15 protein-coding genes are annotated in these 17,799 nt (G+C 36.5%); 6 read left to right on the forward strand and 9 right to left on the reverse strand.

The features are described 5' to 3' along the window. Window positions 1-11 precede the first annotated feature (11 nt). The 5 genes from DNJ77_RS06350 to DNJ77_RS06370 all read right to left on the reverse strand — a co-directional run bounded on the left by DNJ77_RS06350 (window position 12) and on the right by DNJ77_RS06370 (window position 3,846). Window positions 12-1,217 carry an efflux RND transporter periplasmic adaptor subunit gene (locus DNJ77_RS06350; RefSeq protein WP_116964157.1) on the reverse strand — a complete coding sequence of 402 codons (1,206 nt, stop codon included), beginning with the start codon at window positions 1,215-1,217 and terminating at the stop codon, window positions 12-14. 3 nt (window positions 1,218-1,220) lie between these two features. Continuing rightward, entirely contained in the window at window positions 1,221-1,742 is a 522-nt protein-coding gene (locus DNJ77_RS06355; protein ID WP_116964158.1) for a disulfide bond formation protein B, read from the reverse strand. A 222-nt stretch (window positions 1,743-1,964) separates the two neighbouring features. Then, window positions 1,965-2,675: an HvfC family RiPP maturation protein gene (locus tag DNJ77_RS06360; RefSeq protein ID WP_116964159.1), complete on the reverse strand. Its 711-nt coding sequence runs from the start codon at window positions 2,673-2,675 to the stop codon at window positions 1,965-1,967. After that, window positions 2,675-3,517, reverse strand: a complete 843-nt coding sequence (locus tag DNJ77_RS06365) for an HvfB family MNIO-type RiPP peptide maturase (protein WP_116964160.1) — start codon at window positions 3,515-3,517, stop codon at window positions 2,675-2,677. Before DNJ77_RS06365 ends, DNJ77_RS06360 begins: the two co-directional genes overlap by 1 nt. Before the next feature lie 32 nt (window positions 3,518-3,549). Further along, window positions 3,550-3,846 carry a hypothetical protein gene (locus DNJ77_RS06370; RefSeq protein ID WP_116964161.1) on the reverse strand — a complete coding sequence of 99 codons (297 nt, stop codon included), beginning with the start codon at window positions 3,844-3,846 and terminating at the stop codon, window positions 3,550-3,552. Between the two features lie 366 nt (window positions 3,847-4,212). Here DNJ77_RS06370 and DNJ77_RS06375 point away from each other — a divergent pair, with 366 nt between their 5' ends. From DNJ77_RS06375 to thrC, 3 genes are read left to right on the forward strand one after another with little or no spacing between them, the layout of a single operon-like run. Next, complete coding sequence (locus DNJ77_RS06375) at window positions 4,213-4,758, forward strand: GNAT family N-acetyltransferase (RefSeq protein WP_116964162.1); 546 nt, start codon at window positions 4,213-4,215, stop codon at window positions 4,756-4,758. Next, window positions 4,751-5,749, forward strand: a complete 999-nt coding sequence (locus DNJ77_RS06380) for a homoserine kinase (protein WP_239986766.1) — start codon at window positions 4,751-4,753, stop codon at window positions 5,747-5,749. The genes DNJ77_RS06375 and DNJ77_RS06380 overlap by 8 nt, the downstream gene beginning before the upstream one ends. After that, window positions 5,746-7,029: a threonine synthase gene (gene thrC / locus DNJ77_RS06385; protein ID WP_116964163.1), complete on the forward strand. Its 1,284-nt coding sequence runs from the start codon at window positions 5,746-5,748 to the stop codon at window positions 7,027-7,029. Before DNJ77_RS06380 ends, thrC begins: the two co-directional genes overlap by 4 nt. Window positions 7,030-7,098: 69 nt before the next feature. On the opposite strand, the gene ubiD is transcribed toward thrC, so the two are convergent. After that, complete coding sequence (gene ubiD, locus DNJ77_RS06390; RefSeq protein WP_116964164.1) at window positions 7,099-8,571, reverse strand: 4-hydroxy-3-polyprenylbenzoate decarboxylase; 1,473 nt, start codon at window positions 8,569-8,571, stop codon at window positions 7,099-7,101. Window positions 8,572-8,770: 199 nt separating this feature from the next. Between ubiD and fur the strand changes: the two genes are divergently transcribed. The 3 genes from fur (at window position 8,771) to DNJ77_RS06405 (ending at window position 11,363) form a co-directional block, all read left to right on the forward strand. Beyond that, a complete protein-coding gene (gene fur, locus DNJ77_RS06395; RefSeq protein WP_116964165.1) occupies window positions 8,771-9,205 on the forward strand; it encodes a ferric iron uptake transcriptional regulator in 435 nt (144 codons plus the stop codon). Between the two features lie 116 nt (window positions 9,206-9,321). After that, on the forward strand, window positions 9,322-9,615 hold the full coding sequence (locus DNJ77_RS06400) for a VOC family protein (RefSeq protein WP_116964166.1): 294 nt from the start codon (window positions 9,322-9,324) through the stop codon (window positions 9,613-9,615). Window positions 9,616-9,710: 95 nt separating this feature from the next. Beyond that, window positions 9,711-11,363 carry a CTP synthase gene (locus tag DNJ77_RS06405; protein ID WP_116964167.1) on the forward strand — a complete coding sequence of 551 codons (1,653 nt, stop codon included), beginning with the start codon at window positions 9,711-9,713 and terminating at the stop codon, window positions 11,361-11,363. A 9-nt stretch (window positions 11,364-11,372) separates the two neighbouring features. Here DNJ77_RS06405 and DNJ77_RS06410 read toward each other — a convergent pair whose 3' ends face one another. The 3 genes from DNJ77_RS06410 to DNJ77_RS06420 all read right to left on the reverse strand — a co-directional run bounded on the left by DNJ77_RS06410 (window position 11,373) and on the right by DNJ77_RS06420 (window position 17,790). Next, window positions 11,373-11,663 (reverse strand): YciI family protein, encoded by a 291-nt coding sequence (locus DNJ77_RS06410; protein ID WP_116964168.1) that lies wholly within the window; start codon window positions 11,661-11,663, stop codon window positions 11,373-11,375. 246 nt (window positions 11,664-11,909) lie between these two features. Beyond that, window positions 11,910-15,797: a phosphoribosylformylglycinamidine synthase gene (purL, locus tag DNJ77_RS06415; protein ID WP_116964169.1), complete on the reverse strand. Its 3,888-nt coding sequence runs from the start codon at window positions 15,795-15,797 to the stop codon at window positions 11,910-11,912. A gap of 106 nt (window positions 15,798-15,903) precedes the next feature. After that, window positions 15,904-17,790: an ATP-binding cassette domain-containing protein gene (locus DNJ77_RS06420; RefSeq protein WP_116964170.1), complete on the reverse strand. Its 1,887-nt coding sequence runs from the start codon at window positions 17,788-17,790 to the stop codon at window positions 15,904-15,906. Between the last annotated feature and the right edge of the window lie 9 nt (window positions 17,791-17,799).

A 17,799-nucleotide genomic window follows, 5' to 3' on the forward strand; every position in this document is an offset into this window, starting at 1 on the left:
TGCCTTTTTTCCTATGGATTGTTTTTAAAGTTATAGTCATTGTTGATGATGGCACTGCTACCGTTTTGTAATTTATTTTGACCAGAAGTTGCAACAATTTCATTTGCTTTTATGCCTTCTACAATAACTTCATTATTATTAGTCATAGTTGTTTTTACCGGAATTTGTTTGGCAGTGTATTGCTGTTTACCTGTTGAAATAATTTGAGCTTGACCGTCTTTAAATGCACTATATTCAGCTATAACAGGCTTACCATCTTTGTAATCAGATACAAGTACAAATACAGTTTCACCATAAAGGGCGTAGCTTACCGCGTTACGTGGAATGATAATAGTGTTATCAATTGGAGGCAAAATAACGCTAACGTCTAAGAACATACCAGGGTAAATCAAATATTGTTGATCTTTATTATCATAGGTGGCTTGGACATTGATTGCGCGATTATCACTAGTAATTTCTGAGTTAAGCGCTGTAATTTTTGCTTTAAATACTTTCCTTGGATAGGTATCGCTACTAAATTCGATTTCACCATCGACGTGTAAGTTGCTTAAGTAATTTTGAGTAACGGTAAAGTTAATGTAGATAGGTGAAATTTCGGTGAGTGTTGCAGCATTATTACCAGCACTGAAATATTGACCAAGACTGATTTGACGAAGACCAATTTTACCATCAAATGGGGCTTTAACAATGTGATAACCAATATTAGCTTGAATGGAGGCAACGTTTGCAAGATTTGCTTCATATTTTGCTTTAGACTCATCTGCTGTTTGTTGTGAAATAGCTTGTTGTTTAACAAGATCCAGGTCGCGCTCATAAGTAATTCTAGCAAGTTCCAGATCAGCTTGAGCTTGTTTTAATTGTGCTTGTAATTGTTGTGTATCCAACGTGAAAAGTACTTGTCCTTTTTTGACCATTTGTCCTGCTTCAAACGAAATAGAGGAAACTAAGCCTGAAGCTTGTGCAGTAACGTTAACATTTTGGATAGCTACGGCTTCGCCTATGGTTTTAACCGTTGGATACCAAGTTTGTGCTTTTGCTTGAGTGGCGGTCACTTCAGGTGGTTGCATTTTCCAAGTTGCCATTGCAGCTGCTTTTTTGCCGTTGACAAAGGCTGCAAAACCAAATATACCACCAAATACTACAACGAGTATGGCAATAACGATAATAAAAGCCGTAATGAACTTCTTTTTTGAAGCCTGTTGAACATGCTCAACCATGATTTATCCTTTTTTAGTGTTTTTAAGATGATGTGTAGAGTTATAAAACAAAAATTGCCAAAAATGTAGCGCAGAAAATATGATAAAGATCATAAAGCTATACGCTGCCATGCTTAAACCAAATAGTTGCCAGTCAATTTGCGAGCAATCTGGTCCACTGGTAAATAAAGCTTTTACAAAGTTCAAAAGCGGTAGGTTTTGGAATAAGCTATCAACACCGGCTTCACAGCTTCCAATATATTTGCTAGGATGCCATTGCATCCAAACTTGTTTAAGGGCAATAAGTGCACCAAGTAGCGAAATAATTCCAATTATAAAACTATAAATACGCACACCAGTGGTTTGTGGTCGATGCAGTAGTGCAATCAATGAAACAACGGTGAGCAGCAAAATTGCAAATTGTTGTAGTAAACACATTGGACAGGGTTTTAAGCCTGTGAATTCAAAGTATATAATGCCAAAGATGACTAATAAGCCTGTCATAAAGCTTTTAAAATAAAAATGGGGACTTCTAAATCCGTGCATGACGCTTCCTTAGTTTGCCATTGCTTTGTAAAAAAAGCGTAATTATAGACAAAAAAGTCATGAAGTCATTAGCTAAGCTAGTAGGATGTAAATAAGAATGAATGTAAAAAGTACCCTGTTGCGTCATTTCTAGCTTTACCTTAATATAAACGTAGAACGGTCGTTCATTCTAATGAGTGTTTGCAGAAAAATAAATAAAATCATTTTCTTCCTTATCGATTGTTATAAATGCGTTAAAATATTTTTGCGTAAAAAAGACTCGCATAATGCACGACCTGCTATGACAAAATCATCATTAAACGTAAGTAATAAGTTATCCGCAGTAATTTTAAGTGCGGTATCAATATTAAATCCAGACTCAAAAACCTCAACTAGGCGAGCACTTAGTAAATTTACTTCCATAAAACAAACTTTAAAATCATAATTACGGTAAACAATTAAAAATGTAGGGTTTAGAGGTGGATTAAGTGGTAAATAATTTCTGCATATTTGATGGACAGGGAATTGGTAAATTAAAACACGAGTACTAGTGTTACGAATAAGTGTATCTTTATTATCAATAATTTCTTTAGGTTGGTAATCGGGTGAAATTTCGACCTCAAGTTCAATCCACTCATAGTGCATAAGTTCGACTAGAAATGGAAAACTGAGTTTAGGTAGTCCATTTAGGTAGTCAACAAATTGTTTAGGGATATGGTAAAAATAAGGGCTCGTTGCACTGTGGTCTTTAATGAAACCTTTAACTAATTTATGCCATTGAGAAGAAGTTAAAATAGAAAAACTAACAGGAAAGGCGCGCTTAAGTATACTATTGATATTGTTGTATATAAGTTCTTGATAAATTTGCATACGATTATCATGAACATTGACAATTGATTTTAAGGTGGATTGATTACGGATATTATGAGCAAAGTCAGACATCGTATCAAACATTATTCAAATACCTTTGATTCACATCTGTTATGAATAGACTTAATCGTACTAAGTTCTTGTTGCAACGATAATAAGTTTGGAATATTAAAATCACGCTCAAGAAGTGTTGGGAAAAAGCCATGTGTTTGATAAGTGTACTGTAGTAGCTGCCACACAGAGCTATTTACATCTTCACCATGCGTATCGATAATTAAACTGTCTGTTTTTTGACAGTGACCAGCAATATGAATATAACAAATTTTATTGGTTGGTAGTTGGTCAATAAACGTATAAGGGTTATAGCCATGATTAATGCTATTGACATAAACATTGTTGACGTCTAAGAGTAGCTGACATCCAGATTCTTGAATAACGATATTTAAGAAATCAATTTCTTTAATGACTTGAATAGGAGCAGCATAATATGAGATATTCTCTAATACAAGAGGTTGTTCGATTATATCTTGGACTTGTTTAATTTTCATAACAACGTGTTTGATTGTCTTGTCATGAAAAGGCAAAGGTAATAAGTCATATAGATAGCCTTGTGCATCGCTACAGAAGCTTAGATGCTCACTATATATCAAAATATTATATTCACGCATAAAGGCTTTAATTGACTTAATAAATTTGATATTAAGTGGTGCAATACTACCAATAGAAAGATTAAGCCCATGCAATACAATAGGAAGCTTTTGCAGGTATTGGTTAAGTAAATGTTTACGCTTACCACCCATTCCAAGCCAGTTTTCAGGCGCAATTTCAATAAAATCAACAATATCGGTTTGTGCTAAAAGTGTGTTAAAAAACTCTTGCCTTAGTCCCAAGCCAATTGCTTTATGATGGATAGTAAGATTAGTCATTGTGTATATTTGTTCAACTCAGGTATGCGTTATTACATAGTTGAATCACTGTCACATGAGCCACTTTCACAATTTGCATCAGAGGTGTTATCAGATGAGTACATGCCACTACATTGACCTTCACCACACTTACCTGCCCCGCATTTTGCATCTTCAAGTTTAATATTATCGGCATTAGGGTTTTGATCGGCTTGCATACTGTTAGTTTGGGCATTGGCATAACCTGAATTCATGTCATTACTTTGGAAATTGGTATTGTTTGCAAAAGTGCTACTAGACATACCAAAAGCTAAAGCGGCTGTGATAAGGGCAGATTTTTTGGTGTTCATTTATTTATCTCCTTGTTTGGGTTGTTAGAAAATTCCTTTCCTTAACTACTTTGTGCAGTCATAATCTAAATTCTTGATGGGGGAGACCCCTGCAAATTACTGAATTATCGCACAAAATATTAAGATTTAACTGACAAAATCATAACTGAAAAACAAAAAAATGCACTATTTATATTACAGAATTTTATGATAAGTCAAAAACTAACAGAGATGTGGGCATATGATATAATCCCAACAGCGAAATGGATTGCCGTTAACGTCGATAGGTATACTATTTCAGATGAGACTGTATATTGCTTGAATCAAGTAAAGGTTGAGCAGATTGCGAGAGATTTATGAAAAAATTTAGCAAAGAAGAACGTTAAAATGATGAGACTAAAATTTGAGAAAGTAAATAGCGCTTATAAAGCTATGATTCTTAGTTGGCTTAGTGAAAAACACGTTCAAGAATTTTATTATGGAGATGGGCTTAAAAATACGCTAAACAACCTTGAGCTTTATTGTCAGGGGGTTAATGATAATGGGAGTTATACTTTCAACCAGTGGGTGGCATTTTGTAATGATAAACCGTTTGGTTTTTTAATTACCACTTTCATCAATGGACCATATGATCCAAACCATAATTATGATAAGTGGTATGTAGAAGGTAAAAAAATGTTGACGTTAGATCTTCTTATTGGTGCAAAAGAATTTCTTGACCAAGGGTTAAGTTATAAAATGATCAAGGCGTTTATATTAGATCAGTTTTCAGAGGTTGATTATTTCATTATTAACCCAGAAAAAGCAAATACAAAAGCAATTTATGTTTATGAAAAACCCGGGTTTAAGAGCCTTGAGGAGTTTCTCCCCACTAACAACCCTAAGCCACATTTAATGATGCGCTTAGCAGTAAAGGATTTAAAAAATGGATAGACCGTTGCAACAAGAAGAAATGAAAATATCGGTGAATGACAATATAAAAAAAGGTTCTGCCTTTGCACCTGCAACAAGTGCTAACTTTGCTGTAGGTTTTGATTTAATGGGTTTTGCTATTTCAGGTGTGGGTGATATTGTGCATTTAACACGTAGAGATGATGATCAGCTTGTCATTAAAGATATTAAAGGTGTGCTTACGAAGAACGATCTAAGTTTAAATATAGATAAAAACGTCTGTGGCGCAGTAATTAAGAAATTTATAAACGACCATCATTTAAAAATAGGATTGGATATCACGATTGAAAAAGGCATTCCCATTGGATCAGGTATCGGCGGGTCTGCGGCCTCATCTGTAGCGGCAATCCTAGCGGTGAATGAATTTTTACAAGCGCCATTACCAAAGGAGCGTTTGATTGATTATGCTATTTATGGTGAGAGTTTAACCTCAGGGGGCGCTTATCATGGTGATAATGCCGTACCTGCAATGTTTGGAGGTTTAGTTTTACTACAAAACTCACAGCCATGCAAGTTTATTCAACTGCCAACGCTTGAGCTTTATGCCGCTGTTGTGGTGCCAAAGCTTCAAATAGAAACAAAAGAAGCACGTAAACTCATTGATGTGCCTTTTAATATAAAAGATTTTGTTGCCCAAAGTGCAAAAACAGCAGCTGTTATTAGTGCGCTTTATGAGAAAAATATAAAAAGGTTGACAGAAAATTTTATTGATATTTTAGTAGAGCCAAAGCGTAAACTCCTAATTAGAGGCTATGATCAGGCTAAGGATAAAGCTTTAGCGCTAGGTGCTTTAGGATTTGGGATTTCTGGCTCGGGACCTGCTGTATTTGCTTTGGCTTGTGAGCGACAAACATCTACATACATTGCATCGGAATTACAACAAATTTTTCAAAAAGAGGGCTTGGATAGTCAAGCTTATGTAAATCCACTTAACGTAGAGGGTGCAAGAATAATAACGCGAGAGGAAAGATGAATTTTATTAGTACACGAAATAAAAACACCTTTGTCACTTTATCTGAAGCATTACAAAATGGTTTAGCATGTGATGGTGGTTTGTATGTGCCAGAGGCTTTTCCAACTTTTGATTGGCAATCTTTAACAACAGATCTTCCTTATGCTAAATTTGCAGTTAAATTACTCGAACCTTTTTTTGCAGATGATCCGTTAAAGGATAAACTTGATCAAATCTGTAAAGAGAGTTTTAACTTTGATTTACCCTGTCTAAGACTAGATCAATATAATGCAATGTTAGAGTTGTTTCACGGACCAACACTTTCATTTAAAGATTTTGGTGCGCGATTTTTGTCAAATTGTTTAATACATATTGAAACAGACAAAAGCTTTACCATTATGGTTGCAACTTCAGGCGACACAGGATCAGCTGTTGCTTCGGCATTTTATCAAAAACCAAAGATAAAAGTGATAGTACTTTTTCCAAAAGGTAAAATATCGCTTCGTCAACAACAACAGATTACTTGTTGGCAGGATAATGTGTGTGCAGTTTCAGTAAAAGGTACATTTGATGATTGCCAGACTTTGGTTAAAGCCGCTTTTGCAGATAGTTGGTGGCAACAAAATACCTACTTAAATACCTCAAATAGTATTAATATCGGTAGGCTTTTACCTCAAACAACATATTATGCTTATGTTGCTTGGCAGTACTATTTAGAGTATGGCAAAAAAGCAAATTTTATTGTGCCATCCGGTAATATCGGTAATGTTTGTGCATGTTTTTGGGCAAAAAAAATGGGGTTACCTATTAATGAAATTATTATAAGTCAAAATGAAAACAATGTAATTGGGCAATTTTTGGCTCATGGAATACTACCTAATAAACATAGCATTCAAACATTTGCTAATGCGATGGACGTTGGTAAGCCAAGTAATTTTGAACGTTTGTATGCGTTATATAATAGCGTCGAGGATTTCCGGAAAAACGTTAAAGCATTTAAGGCAACTGATCAGGATATTGTTAATATGATTAAAGCAATTGAATCAAAATACCATATGTTGATTTGTCCACATACAGCAACTGCATTTTTTGCACGCGCATATTTACCAAAAAATCAGGATTTTATCATGGTGGCAACTGCACATCCTGCTAAGTTTGAGCAAGTTTTAGAGCCAATTATTAACAAGGAAGTTCCAGCTCCGAAAGCTTTACAAGAGCTGTTAAACCGCAAACCTCACAACGAGGAAATTATGCCTAAACTTGAAGATTTAACTCATTTATATCAAATGTACTTTAAGTAGATTTAAACCTCTTAATTCCTGTACACTGTTGAATATTTCCAGCGATTATTGGCTATTAAGGTGTAGAGTTTAAATTTCTAATTCAGGCCACAACATATCTACTTTATCGATAATATCTTGACGCATGGTGATAACTTCTCCCCATTCACGGGTTGTTTCGCCAGGTAATTTATTGGTTGCATCTAACCCCATTTTAGAACCTAAGCTTGATACTGGCGAGGCAAAATCTAAGTAGTCGATTGGTGTGTTATCAATAAGTGTTGTGTCTCGAATCGGATCCATACGAGTCGTAATCGCCCAGATAACGTCTTGCCAAGAGCGTATATTAATATCTTCATCGACAACAATAACAAATTTGGTATACATGAACTGACGTAAGAATGACCATACTCCCATTATTATACGTTTGGCGTGTCCTGGATACTGCTTTTTAATACTTACTACTGCCAAGCGATAAGAGCAACCTTCTGGTGGTAGATAGAAGTCGACAATTTCAGGAAACTGTTTTTGGATAATAGGGACAAATATTTCATTAAAAGCAACACCTAAAACGGCAGGCTCATCCGGTGGGCGACCAGTATAGGTACTATGATAAATCGGATTTTTGCGATGCGTTATTTTTTCAACTGTAAAAACAGGAAAGGTTTCAACTTCATTATAATAGCCTGTGTGATCACCATATGGACCTTCTTTTGCAGTTTCATTTGGATAGATATAACCTTCCAAAATAATTTCAGCATAGGCTGGTATCATGATGTCATCACCGTGTAGTAAAGATGGTGTGAGCTCTGTTTTACTACCGCGCAAAAGACCTGCAAAGGCATATTCAGAAAGTGTATCAGGAACTGGAGTTACAGCAGCTAAAGTTGTAGCAGGATCTGCGCCTAATGCAACACAAACGGGGAAAGGTTGATCAGGATAAGTTTTACACCATGCTTGATAATCAAGTGCACCACCTCGATGATGAAGCCAACGCATGATAAGTTTATTTTTACCAATCACTTGTTGGCGATAGATACCTAAGTTTAAACGCTCTTTCCTTATACTATTAGTAATAGTAAGTCCCCAAGTAATAAGTGGTGCAGCATCTTTTGGCCAACAGGTTTGAATTGGCATTTGATAAAAATTAATATTATCTTGCTCAATAATTACTTCACGGCAAGGTCCATTTTTTATGACTTTAGGTGACATCTTTAATACCTGCTTGAGAATTGGCATTTTTTCCCAAGCGTCTTTTAATCCTTTAGGTGGTTCTGGTTCCTTAAGATAGGCTAAAAGCTTACCAATTTCACGTAATTTGTTGACATCGTCTGTACCAAGAGCAAGGGCAATACGCTTTTCTGTGCCAAATAAATTTGTCAATACAGGCATGTCATAACCTTTTGGATTTTCAAATAAGAGTGCGGGACCTTTTTGGCGTAAGACGCGGGAAGAAATTTCAGTCATTTCAAGGAATGGTGAGACTTCTTTGTAAATACGTTTGAGTTCATTGCGCTCTTCAAGATAATCTAAAAAATTTCGTAAGTCTTTGTAATGAAGCATGTTAAGCCTAAAGATATATCTATAAAGGCGTATAGTAGCGGCTTTGAATGTAAAATCAAGGGTAAGCAATAAGAGGGAATAAAAATTTGCAATTAGTGTAGATAACATAAAAATTCATCGGTAATTATGTACAATGACTTCATTTATCAAAGTGATGTGGTTAGAATACCCCAATTTATAGCTTAATATCGTTAAGTTTATGTCATTAGGAAAAGAAGATCTTAAACAAGCAGGATTAAAGATAACGCAACAAAGGCTGAAAATATTAAGAATTTTTGAAAGTTCACAGCAGCGCCATTTATCAGCTGATGATGTGTATAAAATTCTACAACAGAACAGTGAAGACGTTGGTATTGCTACTGTCTATCGTGTATTGGCTCAGTTTGAGTCAGCAGGAATTTTGCAACGCCTTAACCTTGGTCGTGAACAAGCGGTTTACGAGCTAGAATCAGATGATCATCACGATCATATGATTTGCGTGAAATGTCATAAAGTAGAAGAGTTTATTGATTATGTCATTGAATCAAGACAAAATAAAGCAGTCGAAGAGCTAGGTGGTAGGCTTATTGAGCATAGTTCAGTGCTTTATATTGAATGTAAAGATTGTATAGCAGCAGATCAATCAAAAAAGTAATAAAAAACTCATTAATGAAGTATATTTACCTAATTCAAATCATTTGCGGCTTTTATGCTAAAAGAATTGTGATGGGTTACACTTAAGCATGGTAACAGAACATACAGGGCAGAGCTATGAACAAGATAGATCATGTGGCAATCGTGGTGGAAGATTTGGATACAACGGTTCAGTGGTATTTGGCACATTTTAAGGCAAAACTTATTTATCAAGACAAGACGTGGGCAATGCTTGAGTTTGCAAATATTAAGCTTGCTTTCGTGATATCCAATGAGCATCCAGCACATATTGCCTTTATTTCTAAGGATGCTAAACGATATGGAAAATTAAAACGTCATCGTGATGATACTTACTCATGTTATATAAAAGATCCCTCTGGTAATGTTGTTGAGATTGTAAAATCAGAATAACTTTATAGTGAGATAAAACAAAATTTGCTAGCACAAGAAGATGCTTTTTGTTATGCTTTGCCAACATTAACAATGTTTAATGTCGTAGCTTTTTTATGTCTATCCATATTGAAAATAATCATACCAAATTTGTATTTGTAACAGGTGGCGTTGTTTCCTCTTTAGGAAAGGGAATTACTGCTGCTTCTTTAGCTACTTTACTGGAGTGTAGGGGTTTACACGTCACTTTAATGAAACTTGATCCATATATAAACATTGATCCTGGTACCATGAGTCCGTTACAGCATGGTGAGGTATTTGTTACCGAAGATGGTGCTGAGACTGATTTAGATTTAGGACACTATGAGCGCTTTATTCGCACAAAAATGACTAAGCGCAATAATTTTACGACTGGACGTGTTTACCAAGATGTGATTAAAAAAGAGCGTCGTGGTGATTATCTTGGTGGTACGATTCAAGTGATTCCTCATATTACGGATGAGATTAAGCTTAAAGTGCTACAGGCAGTTGATGATAAAACAGACGTTGCGATTGTTGAGATTGGAGGTACTGTTGGTGATATCGAATCTTTGCCATTCTTAGAAGCAATTCGTCAGCTTGCACAACAATTAGGTAAAGCACGAAGCCTATTTTTACATTTAACGCTCTTGCCTTATATTAAAGCGGCAGGTGAGCTTAAAACAAAACCGACCCAGCATTCGGTTAAAGAGCTAAGAAGCATTGGTATTCAACCTGATATTTTAGTCTGTCGTTGTGAAAAAAGTTTTGATGTTGATGAACGGCGCAAAATTGCTTTGTTTACTAATGTGTCAGAATCTGCTGTATTTAGTGCAGAAGATGTGTCGAGTATTTATGAGATTCCACGTCGCTATCATGACCAAGGTTTAGACATTTGCGTGGTGAGTCAACTTGGATTACATGTACGTTCAGCTGATTTATCTGAATGGGATAAAGTAGTATACGAAATCAAAAACCCAAAATATGAAGTAACGATTGCAATAGTTGGTAAGTATGTAAGTCTAACTGAAGCCTATAAATCTTTAAATGAAGCGTTATTCCATGCTGGTATTCACAATCATGCTAAGGTAGATATTAAATTCATTGATGCAGAAGAGATTGACAACTCAAATGTCAAAGAAACTATTGGCGATGTTGATGGTATTTTGGTGCCAGGTGGTTTTGGTGCGCGAGGTATAGAAGGAAAAATTAAAGCGGTTCAATATGCAAGAGAAAACAATATTCCATTTTTGGGGATTTGCCTAGGGATGCAAGTTGCTGTTATTGAGTTTGCACGCAATATGCTTGGGCTAAAAGATGCCAATAGTACTGAGTTTAAACCAGAGACCACTGATATTTTGATTGGTCTTATTACCGAATGGGAAAACGCACAAGGTGCAAAAGAAAAGCGTAGCCAAAATTCTGACTTGGGGGGCACAATGCGTTTAGGTGCACAACTTAGCCATTTAAAAGAAGGGACTCTTGTACGTAAGATTTATAACAAAGAAAGTATACTAGAGCGTCATCGCCATCGTTACGAAGTTAATAACCACTATGTTGGAGCTTTAGAACAAGCGGGGTTAGTGGTAAGTGGTAAGTCACAGGACCATAAGCTTGTTGAGGTAATTGAAATTCCATCACATCAGTGGTTTATTGCTTGCCAGTTTCATCCTGAATTTACATCAACGCCACGTGATGGTCATCCTTTATTTGAAGGCTTTGTTAAAGCATGTTTAAAAAATAAAATATAAGGTAACAGGTTAAATAAAAACCTGATAAGCTGTAGCATACTTAATTGGATCAAAGCTGTGATAGCTATAGCTAGCAACGTTTTCGATTACAAATGGATCTTGTTTTATGAGTTGTTTAATTTCATTTAAGTCCCCACTTGCTAAAATAACCCCTCCATTTTTGTCACTGTTTGGACCAGATGCGATAAATAGACCTGCCTCATAACCTCGATCCAGAAATTTACGATGTTTTGGACGTATTTCATCAATAATATGGGTAGGTTGAGTGTAAGTAATTATAATAATATGAGTTTGTTTCATTTTGCTTGTGGGTTTATCGTCAAGGTTATATATTGTTGAGAATATACCTTAAGAAGCTGAAAAACCATGGATTTTCTCAGAATTCAATCATGCGAAAATGAATGGATTTTATGGTAGTGTTTTTCAATAGATAGCATTACAGCGTTATCCGGTTTCTCAAGCCTATTTGTCCCTTGAGTTACCATATCGTTTAAATTGCATACATTTCTAGTTGCTAATGACTGTTAGGAATACGCTTCTAGTTTTTTAATTAACCCACTTGCGTGCATTCATAAACAAGCGCATCCATGGGGAGTATTCAAGGTCTTTATTGCGCCAATCAGCAGGATACCATGACATTTGGACGAGCCTAAATGCACGTTCAGGATGTGGCATCATAATCGTGACACGCCCATCTTGTGAGGTAAAACCTGTAAAACCACCTGCAGAACCATTGGGATTTAATGGATAATATTCAGTGGGATTGCTGTGGCTATCAATAAAACGTAAGGTTGTTTGTTTATTGACTATCAACGAATTTAAATCATTTTGATGTTGATATTGAGTCCGTCCTTCTCCATGTGAGATGACGATTGGCATTTTTAAGCCTTGCATTTCTTGAAATATAATAGAAGGTGTTTCCAATACTTCAACCATCGAAAGCCGTGCTTCAAACTGCTCAGATAGGTTTCTAACAAACCTTGGCCAATGCTCGGCACCAGGGATAATATCTTTTAACTGCGATAGCATTTGACAGCCATTACACATCCCAACTGTGAATGTGTCGCTTCGATTAAAGAAATGTACAAACTGATCGTAGAGTTTATTATCAAATAGAATTGACTTTGCCCAACCACCACCAGCGCCTAATACATCTCCATAAGAAAAACCACCACAAGTAGCTAAGCCTTTGAATTTATTAAGGTCAAGTCGATTGTACTGTAAATCACTCATATGGACATCAATTGCATCAAAACCACTCAAAGTGAAAGCAGCAGCCATTTCATTGTGGCTGTTTATGCCTTGTTCGCGCAAAATCGCAATTTTAGGTTTGATATTTAAATTTAAATAAGGTGCAGCAATATTTTCTTTATGGCTAAAAGGTACTTGGGCAAATAGTCCATGATCGGTTAGACCCTTAATGAGTGTGTGTTCTTGATCGGCACATTGAGCATTGTCACGCATACGCTGAATTTGGTATGAAGTTTGTGACCACAGTGCTTGTAGTTCTGCTCTTGTAGCGCAGAAAATTTCGTCAATATCGTTGTAGATAATAAATTTCGCATCCTCAACTGAAGCATTTGGTTTACCAATTCGATGTGCTTTTAATTGGAAGCTTGTTAAAAGCTGCATAACGATATCGTGATCAATGTTGCGCGTTTGAATAACTGCACCAAGTTCTTCATTGAATAAAGCCGCATGTACATCCTCGCCCAAAGCTTCAATATCAATATCAAGTCCACACTTAGCAGCAAACATCATTTCGCAGAGGGTCACAAATAACCCACCATCAGAACGATCGTGATAAGCAAGAATTTTATCGTCTTTAACAAGCTTATGAATAGCAGCAAAGAAGTTTTGCAAGTGTTTAGGTTCAATGTCAGGTGTTTGTTGTCCAAGTTCGTTGTAAACTTGTGCAAATGCGGAGCCACCTAAGCGATTTTTACCAATACCTAAGTCGATAAAAATTAAATCAGATTCAAAGGCTAAGCGCAATTGTGGTGTTAATGTGCGGCGAATATCTTGTACGGGCGCAAAGGCTGTTGCAATTAATGATACAGGAGAGACCACTATTTTATCACCCTCTTCATCCTGCCACTTGGTTTGCATCGAAAGTGAATCTTTACCAACAGGAATAGTTAAGTCTAGCTGTGGACAAAATTCCATGCCGATGGTTTTAACCATCTCATATAACCTAGCATCTTCACCTTTATGTCCACATGCTGCCATCCAATTTGCAGAAAGCTTAACGTCAGAGAGATGATAGATGTATGCTGCTGCAATGTTTGTAATTGCTTCACCAATTGTCATTCTGGCAGCGGCAGCTGGGTTCATCATCGCAAGTATGGGGCGCTCTCCCATTGCCATAGCCTCACCGTGATAATCAGTAAAACTGGCAGCTGTAACAGCAACGTCAGCAACAGGTACCTGCCAAGGTCCCACCATTTGATCGCGCTGAGTCATGCCACCAACAGTTCTATCGCCTATAGTGATTAAGAATTTCTTACTACCAACAGCAGGTAGGCGTAAAATGCGTTTAACTGCTTCATGCAAATTAATGCTAGAATAATCCCAGTTTGTTTTGTAATTTGGAGTTGAGCACACATTTTTAAGAGTTTTAGGTGGTTTACCTAATAAAACAGACAGTGGCATATGGATGGGGTCAACAGCAGAAGCGCTGTCTTTTAAAATTAAGATTTGTTCTTCTATTGCTTCACCAACGATGGTATAAGGACAGCGTTCACGTTTAGCAATTTTGTCAAATAAGCTTAAATCTTTCCTTTCAATGGATAATACATATCGCTCTTGTGATTCATTGCACCATATTTCAAGTGGAGATAAGCCCTTTTCAGCAACAGTAATTTTATCTAACTCAAACACTGCACCTCGTGCGCAATCTGCAACCAACTCAGGTAAAGCATTAGAAAGTCCACCAGCACCAACATCATGAATACTGATAATAGGATTATCTATACCCATTGACCAGCAGCTATCAATAACTTCTTGCACGCGACGTTCCATCTCAGCATTATCACGCTGCACAGAAGCAAAGTCTAATGCCTCATTCGAATGACCTGCATTAACAGAGGAGGCAGCTCCTCCCCCTAAACCAATCAGCATTCCAGGTCCTCCTAAGACAATGATTTTAGCACCAACTGGAATTTTGCGTTTTTCGATATGTTCCTCTTTGATGTTACCATAGCCGCCTGCGATCATGATTGGCTTGTGATAACCCCACACATCTCCATTAAAGGATTGCTCAAAGGTGCGAAAATAACCACATAGATTAGGGCGCCCAAATTCGTTATTAAATGCAGCTCCACCTAATGGTGCTTCTATCATAATATCTAATGCTGAAGAAATATGTTTAGGTTTGCCGTAAGATTTTTCCCACGGTTGAATATCGTTTGGTAACAGAAGATTGGACACGGTGTAACCGGTTAAACCAGCTTTGGGTTTAGCACCACGACCTGTTGCACCTTCGTCACGTATTTCACCTCCTGCACCTGTTGCTGCTCCTGGATAAGGTGCAATTGCCGTTGGGTGATTGTGAGTTTCAACTTTTATCTGAATATGGATAGGCTCTCGCTTAAAGTGATATAAACCATTTTGATCTTTTTGCAGACGTTCAGCTGCGTACCCGGCAATTACTGCGGCATTATCATGATAAGCGGATAAAATATTTTCTTTGTGGTGATCATAAGTATTTTTTATCATCGAAAATAAACCATTTGGTTTTGCTTGACCATCGATGATCCAATCTGCTTTAAAGATCTTATGTCGACAATGCTCAGAGTTAGCTTGAGCAAACATCATAAGCTCAACATCGGTTGGATTACGACCCAAATTTTCAAAGGCATGAGCTAAATAATTTATCTCGTCTTCCGAGAGTGCTAAACCAAGTCTATTATTAGTGTCATTTAATGCATTTTTACCGTGTTCTAGAAGAGGGATGATTTTGAGTATCCCTTGACCATGTGTGTTAGCAAATGGATTAATAGTATTGATGTCAAAACTAAAACTTTGCGTCATCCGATCATGTAATACAGAAGCCATTTTGTTTAAGTTTTCTTTACTTAATATAACATTGGTTTGAAGGTAATATACAGTTCCACGTTCGACTCGTTTAAGATCAGTAAAGCCACAGTTATGGAGTATATCTGTTGCTTTGGATGACCAGGGGGAAATTGTTCCTATGCGTGGAAGGACGATCAATGAAGTCCCAGATTTATCGTTAAGCTTACCTTTATCACCATAGTCTAAAAGTGCTTCAAGTTTCTTTTGCTGTGTATCACTTAAAGTATTGGCATAATCAATAAAATGAAGATATTCAGCTTGAATATTGGTGATATTAGGTTCAATCGATTGTAATTTCTTAAGCAGTTTTTGTTGGTCAAAAGAGGATAAGGCATCGTTACCAAACATTTGTAACATCTTTGTACTCGTGGATGAAAGCTTAGCATGTCCTTATTTTGATAGATTTACCCCCAATTATAAAGTGCTAAATGCGATTATTTTTTCTTGTGATTAGAAGCTTTTGTTATTGTCCTTCAAACTCAGAAAGCATTTCCCAGAGCTGGTATTTTTCATTTAGCAAGGTTGTTTTTTCTTCTAGTATCTGCTGGGTTTGTTGAATGTTGACTTTATCTTGTTGGTAAAATTGGGGTTCAGACATTTGTTGTTGCAAAGATTGAATTTCAGACTCAAGTTTTTCAATTTCATCAGGTAAGGCAGCAAGTTGTTTTGTTTGTGCATAAGAGAGCTTTTTTGGGGGATTCGCTTTATCTTTTATTGGCTGGACTGACTTTGGTTTTGATTTTTCAAGAACTTCAGATGCAAATTGTTTTTGACGCAGCCAGTCGTCATAACCACCGATGTATTCTTCCAACTTTCCATTGCCTTGAAACACGATTGTGCTAGTAGCTATATTGTTAATAAAGCTTCGATCATGGCTAACGATAAGCACAGTACCGGTATAGTCAAGAATCAAACTTTCTAATACTTCTAAAGTTTCAACGTCTAGGTCATTAGTTGGTTCATCAAGTACCAAAATATTACTGGGTTTGGCAAAGAGTTTAGCAAGTAATAGGCGGTTACGTTCTCCTCCTGAAAGTGAGGAAGCGGGGCTTTGCATGCGTTTTGGGTCAAATAAAAAGTTTTGAAGATAGCCTATAACGTGTACTTTTTGATTATTGATATCAAGATAATCACTACCTTCCGTTACATTATCAACTAACGATAAGTTGGGATTAATTTGATTTCGAAGCTGGTCAAAATAAGCAATTTGTAGGTTTTCACCGTGAATAATATTGCCAAAAGAGGGAGGGCGCTTTTTAAGCAAAACCTGTAGCAATGTACTTTTACCACAACCATTCGCACCAAGGATTGCAATTTTATCTCCACGTTGTATTTCACATGAGAAATGATTAAAGATTGAGTTGTTTTGATAACTAAAACCAAGGTTTTCAGCTCGAATAACAACTTTGCTGGATTTACTACCTTGGGATGCACTTAATGATACATTACCTTGTTGTTCTCGCCTTGCACTTCTTTGTTCACGCATGATTTTAAGCGCACGAACGCGCCCTTCGTTACGTGTGCGCCTGGCTTTAATGCCTTGACGAATCCAAGCTTCTTCTTGCTTAAGTTTTTTATCAAAATTGGTATTTTGCACATCTTCAGCGTGTAAATATGCTTCTTTTTGTTCTAAGAAGCGTTCATAATTTCCTGGAAAACTAAGAACTTTACCTCGATCAAGTTCCATAATATCAGTGGCAATATTTTGTAAAAAACTACGATCGTGAGTAATAAATAAAATACTACCTTTAAATTGCAATAAAAAACGTTCAAGGAACTCTATCGATTCGATATCAAGATGGTTAGTTGGCTCATCTAATAGTAATAAGTCAGGTGATTTTACAAGCGCCTTAGCTAGTAAAACTCGACGCTTAAGACCTCCAGATAAATCATCAAACGGAGCTTCTTTATCTAGTGATAACTTAGAGAGCACTTTTTCCACTTCAGTTTGAGCTTCCCAACCATGTGCATCGTCAATTTGTTTTTGTAAGTCGCTTAGTTTAGATAGGTTATCAGGCAAGCTTAAATCAGTTTGCAGTTGATGTTGATAACTTGTTAATATTTGACCAAGTTCCCCGAAACCCGCTAAAACAACGTCAAAGACCGTGCCTTTAGTATTTTCTGGTACCTCTTGTTCAAGCCATGCAATTTTGGTGTTATTATGAACAATTCGTTCACCACTATCAGGTAAAATTTGACCTTGTAATACTTTAAAAAGGGAGGATTTTCCTGTGCCATTTCGTCCAATTAAACAAATACGTTTATTGGACTCGATGTCTAAAGAAATATTATCAAGGAGTTTATGGTGACCAAAGGCAAGGTCGGCATTGCGTAAAGAGATAATAGCCATAATGATAAG

Source organism: Fastidiosibacter lacustris, assembly GCF_003428155.1.
Lineage (GTDB): Bacteria > Pseudomonadota > Gammaproteobacteria > Francisellales > Francisellaceae > Caedibacter > Caedibacter lacustris.

Coding starts and splice junctions, on each gene's coding strand:
- DNJ77_RS06350 (WP_116964157.1), bottom strand. CDS start 1,217: ATGGTTGAGCATGTTCAACAGGCTTCAAAAAAGAAGTTCATTACGGCT.
- DNJ77_RS06355 (WP_116964158.1), bottom strand. CDS start 1,742: ATGCACGGATTTAGAAGTCCCCATTTTTATTTTAAAAGCTTTATGACA.
- DNJ77_RS06360 (WP_116964159.1), bottom strand. CDS start 2,675: ATGTTTGATACGATGTCTGACTTTGCTCATAATATCCGTAATCAATCC.
- DNJ77_RS06365 (WP_116964160.1), bottom strand. CDS start 3,517: ATGACTAATCTTACTATCCATCATAAAGCAATTGGCTTGGGACTAAGG.
- DNJ77_RS06370 (WP_116964161.1), bottom strand. CDS start 3,846: ATGAACACCAAAAAATCTGCCCTTATCACAGCCGCTTTAGCTTTTGGT.
- DNJ77_RS06375 (WP_116964162.1), top strand. CDS start 4,213: ATGATGAGACTAAAATTTGAGAAAGTAAATAGCGCTTATAAAGCTATG.
- DNJ77_RS06380 (WP_239986766.1), top strand. CDS start 4,751: ATGGATAGACCGTTGCAACAAGAAGAAATGAAAATATCGGTGAATGAC.
- thrC (WP_116964163.1), top strand. CDS start 5,746: ATGAATTTTATTAGTACACGAAATAAAAACACCTTTGTCACTTTATCT.
- ubiD (WP_116964164.1), bottom strand. CDS start 8,571: ATGCTTCATTACAAAGACTTACGAAATTTTTTAGATTATCTTGAAGAG.
- fur (WP_116964165.1), top strand. CDS start 8,771: ATGTCATTAGGAAAAGAAGATCTTAAACAAGCAGGATTAAAGATAACG.
- DNJ77_RS06400 (WP_116964166.1), top strand. CDS start 9,322: ATGAACAAGATAGATCATGTGGCAATCGTGGTGGAAGATTTGGATACA.
- DNJ77_RS06405 (WP_116964167.1), top strand. CDS start 9,711: ATGTCTATCCATATTGAAAATAATCATACCAAATTTGTATTTGTAACA.
- DNJ77_RS06410 (WP_116964168.1), bottom strand. CDS start 11,663: ATGAAACAAACTCATATTATTATAATTACTTACACTCAACCTACCCAT.
- purL (WP_116964169.1), bottom strand. CDS start 15,797: ATGTTACAAATGTTTGGTAACGATGCCTTATCCTCTTTTGACCAACAA.
- DNJ77_RS06420 (WP_116964170.1), bottom strand. CDS start 17,790: ATGGCTATTATCTCTTTACGCAATGCCGACCTTGCCTTTGGTCACCAT.